Source organism: Dehalococcoidia bacterium, from assembly GCA_028711995.1.
Lineage (GTDB): Bacteria > Chloroflexota > Dehalococcoidia > SZUA-161 > SpSt-899 > JAQTRE01.
The window spans coordinates 1-8,557 of record JAQTRE010000127.1 but is presented as its reverse complement, the minus strand read 5'-3'; the positions used below and the strand labels follow the sequence as shown (position 1 = coordinate 8,557).

Sequence of the window (8,557 nt, the reverse complement as noted above, 5' to 3'; positions counted from 1 at the left end):
GAGGCGGGCAGAGTGTTATTCATGTCCACATTGCCGAATACATATTTGCCGGCCGAGTTGGTCGTCTCAGCAAAGAAGATGAGACGCATGCCATTGACATAGTCTCCGTCACCCACATAGCCATCGTCCTCACCCTCATAGGTGTCGGTGGTGTACCAGGTGAGTATCAACTTACCCTGCGCCGCCTCAGGATTGTAGACATCTTCGTAGTCGAAAGACTTGGTGAAGCCATCGGCAGCCTTGATTTGAATAACGTCACCGGCTGATGCCCCGCCAACATATGCACACAGGTCTTTGACATCGGTGCCTTTGGCTGCGCCGTAGTCCCGAGATTCGTAGTTCACCAACTCAGTACTGTCCCAAAGCTCGTTGTAGCTGTCATCATCGAAGCTGGGTCCCTGCATGTAGTAGTGCGTTGTTCCATTCCCATAGGCCGTCTTCTCAGATATCAGTTCCTGGTACGTTTTTACCTGCGAAGATACGACACCCCCGGCAGCGTTATACTTGGTTATTTTCACCTGGGTGGTGATATTGGATTTGGTGAAGGTTCCCGAAGCCTCGTTGCTGCCACCCGATGGAATGTCAGCTATGACAGAGTAGGATGAAGACGTCATTGTCGGCGCGGTCACGGTTATGTCTGACGGGATGTTACCGCTGCCATCAGTGGTCACGTCATCGTAAGGTTCTCCCGCATCTTTGACACCGTCATTATCTGTATCGAACCAGACATATCCGGTAGCACTTGCAGTAAATCCGCTGCCACTTACAGTGATAACCGTGCCCGCCGGTCCAAAATCAGGGCTGAGGGAAATAGCTGCTTCTGCAGACACTCCAGTGGGGGTGGATACAGTCAACACTGTTACCAGGAAACTCACAACTAGAAATGTGACTAATGATCTACATTTCACAATAAACCTCCTCGTATACTAAGATAGATCGAGCAGCTTCCACGAACATAGAGCATACTGTGAAATCACCTCGCTGCATTCTCCACCTCCTTTATCTGAGTGCTATCCATATTGATTGTCTAATTTCAATTTGAGCTTCCATTTCGGCCAGTCTTTCCCATTTTCACCCCCTCTCTATAATCAACTTCGGACAGCGAAGAGCCTGCCTCAAAACTCATTGGAACCTCGAAGCCGATTTTTGAAAGGCCTTGAACCTACCAACTCTGCATCCAGTGCAGGCCCAGCACGACAACATCCCCGATGTTGATAACCCCGTCGTTATTCAGGTCTTCCGGAATCCAGCCGGAAGCACCAGTCAGGCCCCATTGTAGCCCCACCTTGACCACATCCCCGATGTTGCAGACATGGTCACCGTTCAGGTCCCAGGCCGGCTGGGATCCACCGCTCGTCACGGTAATGTAGTTTGTCTTTGTCTCCTCATCGCTGCCGCCTGCATTGGTGGCCGTGAGCTTGACCGTGTAAGTGCCAGCGCTGGCATAAACGTAAGACGGGTTCTGGGCGATGGAATCAACCGTGCCGTTGTTATCGAAGTCCCAGGCCCAGCTTGTGGGCGATCCGGTTGACTGGTCGGTGAAGTGGACCGTCAGCGGGGCAGTGCCCGAAGTTACATCAGCAGTGAAAGCAGCAGTCGTCGCCGGCGGGAGTTCTACAACGGAGAACCCCTCGAAGCCGGGGGAATCTGCCCCATCATTGGTATCGAAAGTCCCCACGGTCCCGGCTGCCTGATTATCGGCCACGATATCGTATTTCTGCGGCGTCGCCGAGGAAGGAATGGTCCAGATGGCTACCGGGTTGAAATCTCCGCTGGCGTCCGTGGTAACCGATTCCTGGGAGCCGGAAGGATCCATAGCGCTGTTCATGTCAGCGGGAAACGTCGCCCCCGGCACGGTATCCCCTCTGGCGCTCGCCTTCCAGACGGCCGGTTCCGACTGGACCCACAGCTTATAGTTCCGGCTCGCGGTCAGGCCCTGACCTTTGGCATAGACCGTCTCACCGGGAGCAAAGTTCTCCTTGGTGTTTCCGGAAGCATCGCAGGAAACCATGGTCGGCGGACGGATATCGATCCGGTTAATGTATTTCCCGGACATCCCGCTGGTAGTAGGCCACCACTGCCCGTCATAGTAGTAATACCAGCGGTTTTCGGGCAGGCTCTGATGCGAATCATAATCGCCGGCGACATGCCTCCCGGTGGCATCGGCAATATCGGTAAAGAACAGCAGCCTCATGCCGGTACTGTAGTCGGTGGGCACATAGCCGCTGCCGGTTTCCGCTCCATCAGCGGTATACCAGGTAAGGGCGATTCTTCCAAAGAGTGGGTTCGGGTCGTAGATAGTATCATAGTCCCAGACCTTGCTCCAGTTATCAGAGGCTGTTGTTTTGATCGTATAACCCGGCTCAGCGCCGCCCACCAGATTGCACAGGTCTTTGACATCCGTCCCGATCGCCGCTCCATAGTCCCGGCTATCAATATTACCCGTCTCACTGGGATCCCATAACGAATCAAAAGTTCTGGCTTCATCGAAGTTCGGCCCCTCGCAGTAGTAATGGATGATACCATCGCCATAGACCGGCAACCCCATATAGTGGTCTCTCATCTGTTCCCAGGTAACCACCAGGGAGCTAACCACGTTACCGTGGGCATCGTATTTGGTGATGGTGACCGAAGTCGTGCCGGCAGCGGCAGCCGGTGTTGCGAAAATGAACGTGGGGATGAGGCTCAGTGTCAGCACCCACACCATGAGTCTTCTTAACCAACTCCTGTTCTCCCTGTTTCTGCACATCGTATGCCCCCTCCTTCTCATCATTAGAATTGCGAGGAATTCCTACCAGGTCTCTCCCAAGTGAAAGCCAATTGTCACCACATCGCTTATATCTATAACCCCGTCCTTGTTGGCATCTTCCCTTATCCACCCAGCCGACCCTTTCTTACCCCACTGCGCACCAATATTCTGCAGATCACTGAGATTGCAGACATGGTCACCGTTCAGGTCCCACGATGGCTGCGAAGATGCCACAGCGATATAGGCCGCTTTTACCTCTCCGTCGCTTCCATAGGCATTGGTGGCAGTCAGCCTGACAGTGTATGAACCGGCTGACGTGTAAGTATAGGTCGGGTTCTGGACGGTAGAGTCCACCGTGCCGTTGTTATCAAAATCCCATGCCCAGGATGTGGGCGAGCCAGTGGACTGGTCGGTGAAGTGCACTGTAACAGGCCCCGTGCCCGACTGTACATCGGAACTGAAAGCAGCAGTAGGCGCCACTGACGGAACGATGACCGTCGTTGGTAACGGAACTGATGTTCCAGCAACGGTGAAACCCTGGAATCCGGGGGAGTCTGCCCCATCATTGGTATCAAAAGTTCCCACCGTTCCGGCTGCCTGGTTATCGGCCACGATATCGTATTTCTGTGGCGAGGCAGATGAGCCGATAGTCCAGATAGCCACCGGGCTGAAATCGCCGCCGTCATTCGTGGTAACCGATTCCTGAGACCCGGACGGGTCAATAGCGCTGTTCATGGGAGCGGGAACCGTTGCCCCGGGCACCGTATCTCCTCGGGCACTCGCAGCCCAGACGGCCGGTTCAGGCTGGACCCATAATTTGTAAGCAGTGCTCTTGGATAATCCCTGACCCTTTACGTATACCGTCGCACCGGGAGCAAAACTCTCCTTGGCGTTTCCGGCAGCATCGCAGGAAATCATAGTCGGCGGGCGGATATCGATTCTGTTGATCCATTTTCCGGACATCCCGCTGGTAGTCGGCCAATACTGTCCATCGGAGTAGTAATACCAGCGGTTTTCCGGCATGGTCTCGTGGGCATCGTAGTCACCAAAAACGTGTCTGCCAGAGGAATCGACGATATTACTAAAGAACAGCAGCCTCATGCCGACACCGTAATCGTCAGGCACATAGCCGCTGTTGGTTTCTACGGCATCCTTGGTATACCAGGTAATGACGATCCTGCCCAAGCGTGGATCAGGGTTGTAGACATTTTCATAATCCCATGTCCTGCTCCAGCCATCGATCGCTTTGGTGGTAATGGTATAACCCGGCGAAGCACCACCCACCAGATTGCACAAGTCTTTGATATCGGTTCCCTTGGCTGCCCCATAATCACGGCTGTCTATATTGCCGATCTCAGTGGGGTCCCATAGAGTCTCGAGGGTCCTGGCTTCATCGAAATTCGGCCCTTCACAGTAGTAATGGGTTTTACCATCGCCATAGACCGGTAACCCCTTATACCCATCTCTCATCTGTTCCCAGGTTACCGTGACAGGGGTCCCGATGACATTGCCATGCGCATCGTATTTGGTAATGGTGACGGAGGTCGTTCCATCGGCAAGAGCAGGAGCGGAAGAGAGCAGAAATGAGGATACGACAACGCAAAAGAGAGCAGCAATTACATTTTGCAGTCCGAGACGCTCTGAACCGATACTGCTGTTAAACAGGATTTTCATGTGAAACTCCTTTCCAAAAGGGAGGCAGCGCCGTTTCCAGCGATACCCATTGGCCAACCACCCTGGGTTTATTCCTTTAGGTGAATGGCTCGGAGAGCAATATTCAATTGTAAGGCACCCAAAAAAAGAGCACCCCGAAAGGAGTGCTCTAAACACACAAAGCTATTGCGTGAGCTGTTTCTCCTTTCTAAACACGAGAGGCAGCGCCGTTTCCCGCGATACCCATTGGCCACCCACCCTGGGTCATCCCTTTAGGTGAATGGCTCGGAGAGCGATATTCGATTGTAAGGTGTCAATTCCTCTGAACAGACCAAGCCCCACTATAGCAACATTACTGGAGGATTTGGGTTAACAGAAGGTAAAAGATTGGTAAACAGATGGTAAACAGACGCCTTCCCATCCTCATGCAGCGGACATCAGCAGAGGCATCTCGATTCCGCTCGCCTATAAGCGGACAGGTATGCCTCTCCCGGTCAGATAATCCTTTACCTGACGGACAGAGAGGGTTCCGTAATGGAAGAGGTTGGCGGCACAACATCAAAAACCCTGATTTCTGGTGAACCCAAATCATCTGGCGCCAACACTTTACTCTCGGTTCTAACAGGATCACGCGCTATTTGTGCTGGGAAGGGTTGAACTTCCGCTGTCGTTGATCTAGAATAATGGCACTTCTATGGTGCCGTGGGTATGCCCACAGCGGAAACAGGAAGGAGGGGAAGTATGAAGATCAGTGCCCGCAATATGATAAAGGGGAAGATCAAGCAGATTCACGCCGGAGCAGTGAACACGGAAGTCGTTATTGAGTTGCCGGGAGGCGAGGAGATCGTATCGATCATCACCAAGCAGTCGGCTGAGGCCTTGGGTTTGGCCAAAGGGAAGGAAGTGTACGCTGTTATCAAGGCCTCCAGCGTTATGGTGGCCGTGGACTAGGAACGTCTCTGATTAGGTGATGCCGGATTTCCCCGCCGGGAATAAGTGAACCGGGGAATCATCGCTCGCCTATAGCCGGATCGGAATGCCCCTGCCCGACAGATAATCTTTCACCTGACGGACAGAGAGGGTTCCGTAATGGAAGAGACTGGCGGCGAGTACCGCATCGGCTTTGCCATCAACCACGGCACTATAGAAGTGTTCCAGTTTGCCGGCGCCGCCGCTGGCGATTACCGGAACGTTCACGGCCTCGGATATGGCGCAGGTCAACTCTAGATCGTAGCCATCTTGATGCCCATCACAGTCCATGCTGGTAAGCAGGATTTCTCCCGATCCCAATCGCACCGCCTCCTGAGCCCACTTGACAGCATCTATCCCCGTGGGCTTGCGTCCGCCGTGGGTATAGACTTCCCATCGAGAGTTTGAGTCCAGTCCCAGATGGCCTCTTCCCACAGCGCCTTTTTGAATCCTCTTGGCATCGATGGCCACCACCATACACTGGTTGCCGAACCGGGATGCGCCCTCCGAGACCAGTTTGGGATTCTCCACCGCCGATGTGTTCAGAGACACCTTGTCTGCTCCGGCCTCCAGTATCTCCCGAATGTCACTCACACTCCTCAACCCCCCGCCGACGGTGAACGGAATAAAGACCTTGTCCGAGACGCGCTCCACCATGTCCACCACAATCTGACGCGCATCGGAGGAGGCGGTGATATCGAGGAAGACCAACTCATCAGCACCCTCTTTATCATAGAAGGCCGCCAGCTCAACCGGGTCGCCGGCATCGCGAAGGCTCACAAAGCTCACCCCTTTAACCACCCGGCCTCCAGTGACGTCCAGACAGGGAATCACTCGCTTGGTCAGCATCTCACTCTTTCCCCAGGCTAAACTTCAGAAAGTTATCCAGTAACCTTAACCCCACATCTCCGCTCTTCTCAGGATGGAACTGGGTAGCCACCACATTGCCTTGGATGACCATGCTGCAAAAGTCGATCCCATAGCCGGTCTCCCCGGCAACCAGAGATCGATCAACGGGATCGCAATAGTAGCTGTGGACAAAATAGAAATTTGACTCATCGGGGACACCCTCAAAGATAGGATGGGATGTTTGTTGCCTGACCTGATTCCAGCCCATATGAGGCACCTTGAGGCCGGGGGGAAGCAGCCTCACCTGCCCCGATATTATGTCAAGGCAGGGATAGCCGCCGCTCTCTTCGGTGGACGTAAGCAGCACCTGCAAGCCCAGACAAATGCCGAGGAAGGGCCGGTTCTCAACAATCACCTGTTTGACAGGCTCCACCAACCCCAGGTTTTTGAGACTGTCCATCGTGTCGCCGGCAGCACCGACGCCAGGCAGGATGACCACATTTGCCGCCAGCACCATATGAGGATCATGGGTGACCTGAGCCTGATATCCCAGTCTGGCAACCGCTTTGGCCACGCTGCGCAGGTTTCCGGCGCCGTAATCGATGATGGCAATCATTGTGTGAATTTCCCTCTCCCAATGATAAACCACCCATCAGAAGCTGGCAAGCTTTATCCTTTATAATAGGATAAGAGTCATCAGTTGTCGGAATTTATAGGAGCGATCCTGGGTGATCGCCCGATCGGAGAATGGGGATGCCCCAGGCGTAATGAATTGTGCCCCTACGAAAACTGTTCCTTTTCCTTGACAAGAATCGGGGATCGAGAGCTTGGATTCCAGATCAAGTCCGGAATGGCCTCCACTCAGAGAGTGAAGGGACACTCCCCTTCCGGGGGCCTGCCCTCGACCCGATCGGGGGTTTGGGGGTGTCCCCCAAATTTCCTTTTCTTCCCCCTTTCCTTGATAAGGAGAGGGGGATCGAGGGGGTGAGGTCAGCATAAATGAATATGAACATGTTCCACCCCATCATCGCGCGCTGGTTTGCTGAAAGAATCGGGCAGCCCACCGACGTGCAGTCGGCCGCCTGGCCGAGGATCGCCAGCGGCGAGCATGTGCTCATCACCGCTCCCACCGGGAGCGGCAAAACATTGACGGCCTTCCTCTGGGCCATCGATCAACTGGTCACCGGAAAGATGCCAACCGGCCACACCCATGTTCTCTACGTCTCGCCGCTGAAAGCGCTTAACAACGATATCCAGCGCAACCTGTTGAATCCGTTGAGGGAACTTCGGCAAGCCTTCGATCAGGCTTCTGAGCCATTTCCAGATATCCGCGTTCTGACGCGGAGCGGCGATACGCCCGAATCGGACCGACGCCGCATGGAGCGCCACCCCCCGGAGATTCTCATCACCACGCCGGAGAGCCTGAATCTGATGCTCAGTTCTGCTGGAGGCCGCTCGATTCTGCGCGGCCTCTCCACCATCATTCTGGACGAAATTCACTCCGTGATCGCCACCAAACGCGGCACTCACCTCATCACTGCCGTTGACCGGCTCGTACCCCTCTGCGGCGAATTCCAGCGCATCGCCCTTTCGGCCACCATCCAGCCACTTGAAGCCGTAGCCGAATTCGTCGGGGGTTTCAAACTGGAAGGGGATATCCAGAATCCCACGTACACGCCACGTCCAGTCTCGATTATCCGCTCCACTGCCTCCAAGCAATATGACATTCGAGTCACCTTCCCGGAAGGCACATCCAGCGATCAAGCCAAAGACGACTTCTGAAATCCACTGGTCGCCGAGTTCGGCCGGATCATCCAGCGCAATCGCTCCACGCTGCTGTTCGTCAACAGCCGACGCCTGTGCGAGAAAATCGCGTTCAAGATCAACTCCCATGAAGAAAGCCCCCTAACCTATTCGCACCACGGCTCGCTTTCCCGAGAGATTCGCACCGAGGTGGAACAGAAGCTCAAGGCTGGGGATTTGAAGGCCATCGTGGCCACCAACTCGCTGGAGATGGGGATCGATATCGGCGCGCTGGATGAGGTTATTTTGATCCAGTCTCCGCACTCGGTCTCCTCCGCCATTCAGCGGGTGGGCCGCGCCGGACATCAGGTGGGCGAGATCAGCCGGGGAGCCCTGTTTCCCACTCATCCGCAGGATTTCGTCGAGGCCGCCGTGCTCGCCCCGGCCATCCTTTCACAGGATATCGAGGCCGTTCATCCCATCCAATGTCCCCTCGATGTGTTGGCCCAGGCGATCATCTCCATGGTCGGAATGGAAACGTGGAATATCGATGCCCTCTTCGCCCAGGTACGGACCAGCTATCCTTATAGCAAC

The 8,557-nt window shown here is 54.7% G+C and carries 7 protein-coding genes, 1 pseudogene and 2 riboswitches; of the genes and pseudogenes, 3 read left to right on the top strand and 5 right to left on the bottom strand.

Features of this window, described 5'->3' with window-relative positions; translation table 11 throughout:
• From PHV74_13170 to PHV74_13160, 3 genes and pseudogenes are all read right to left on the bottom strand, one after another.
• The coding region (locus tag PHV74_13170) for a hypothetical protein (GenBank protein ID MDD5095308.1) at positions 1 to 908 on the bottom strand (908 nt) is incomplete at its 3' end.
• A gap of 254 nt (positions 909 to 1,162) precedes the next feature.
• Entirely contained in the window at positions 1,163 to 2,749 is a 1,587-nt protein-coding gene (locus tag PHV74_13165) for a PKD domain-containing protein (protein ID MDD5095307.1), read from the bottom strand.
• 222 nt (positions 2,750 to 2,971) lie between these two features.
• Positions 2,972 to 3,223: pseudogene (locus PHV74_13160) on the bottom strand (PKD domain-containing protein).
• Between the two features lie 1,190 nt (positions 3,224 to 4,413).
• Positions 4,414 to 4,530: riboswitch (molybdenum cofactor riboswitch) on the bottom strand.
• Positions 4,531 to 4,588: 58 nt separating this feature from the next.
• A riboswitch (molybdenum cofactor riboswitch) is annotated at positions 4,589 to 4,705 on the bottom strand.
• A 438-nt stretch (positions 4,706 to 5,143) separates the two neighbouring features.
• Between PHV74_13160 and PHV74_13155 the strand changes: the two are divergent.
• Positions 5,144 to 5,353: a molybdopterin-binding protein gene (locus PHV74_13155; GenBank protein MDD5095306.1), complete on the top strand. Its 210-nt coding sequence runs from the start codon at positions 5,144 to 5,146 to the stop codon at positions 5,351 to 5,353.
• Positions 5,354 to 5,422: 69 nt separating this feature from the next.
• On the opposite strand, the gene hisF is transcribed toward PHV74_13155, so the two are convergent.
• Positions 5,423 to 6,220, bottom strand: a complete 798-nt coding sequence (gene hisF, locus PHV74_13150) for an imidazole glycerol phosphate synthase subunit HisF (GenBank protein ID MDD5095305.1) — start codon at positions 6,218 to 6,220, stop codon at positions 5,423 to 5,425.
• 1 nt (position 6,221) lies between these two features.
• Positions 6,222 to 6,836, bottom strand: coding sequence for an imidazole glycerol phosphate synthase subunit HisH (gene hisH, locus PHV74_13145; GenBank protein MDD5095304.1), 615 nt, complete (start codon positions 6,834 to 6,836; stop codon positions 6,222 to 6,224).
• A gap of 383 nt (positions 6,837 to 7,219) precedes the next feature.
• Between hisH and PHV74_13140 the strand changes: the two genes are divergently transcribed.
• Together PHV74_13140 and PHV74_13135 are read left to right on the top strand one after the other, a co-directional pair.
• On the top strand, positions 7,220 to 8,002 hold the full coding sequence (locus tag PHV74_13140) for a DEAD/DEAH box helicase (GenBank protein ID MDD5095303.1): 783 nt from the start codon (positions 7,220 to 7,222) through the stop codon (positions 8,000 to 8,002).
• A 30-nt stretch (positions 8,003 to 8,032) separates the two neighbouring features.
• The coding region (locus tag PHV74_13135; protein ID MDD5095302.1) for a helicase-related protein at positions 8,033 to 8,557 on the top strand (525 nt) is incomplete at its 3' end.

What these genes read in the sequence shown, in the direction of transcription:
- PHV74_13140 (MDD5095303.1), top strand. Translation starts at nt 7,220, where the DNA reads ATGAATATGAACATGTTCCACCCCATCATCGCGCGCTGGTTTGCTGAA.
- hisF (MDD5095305.1), bottom strand. Translation starts at nt 6,220, where the DNA reads ATGCTGACCAAGCGAGTGATTCCCTGTCTGGACGTCACTGGAGGCCGG.
- PHV74_13155 (MDD5095306.1), top strand. Translation starts at nt 5,144, where the DNA reads ATGAAGATCAGTGCCCGCAATATGATAAAGGGGAAGATCAAGCAGATT.
- PHV74_13165 (MDD5095307.1), bottom strand. Translation starts at nt 2,749, where the DNA reads ATGTGCAGAAACAGGGAGAACAGGAGTTGGTTAAGAAGACTCATGGTG.
- hisH (MDD5095304.1), bottom strand. Translation starts at nt 6,836, where the DNA reads ATGATTGCCATCATCGATTACGGCGCCGGAAACCTGCGCAGCGTGGCC.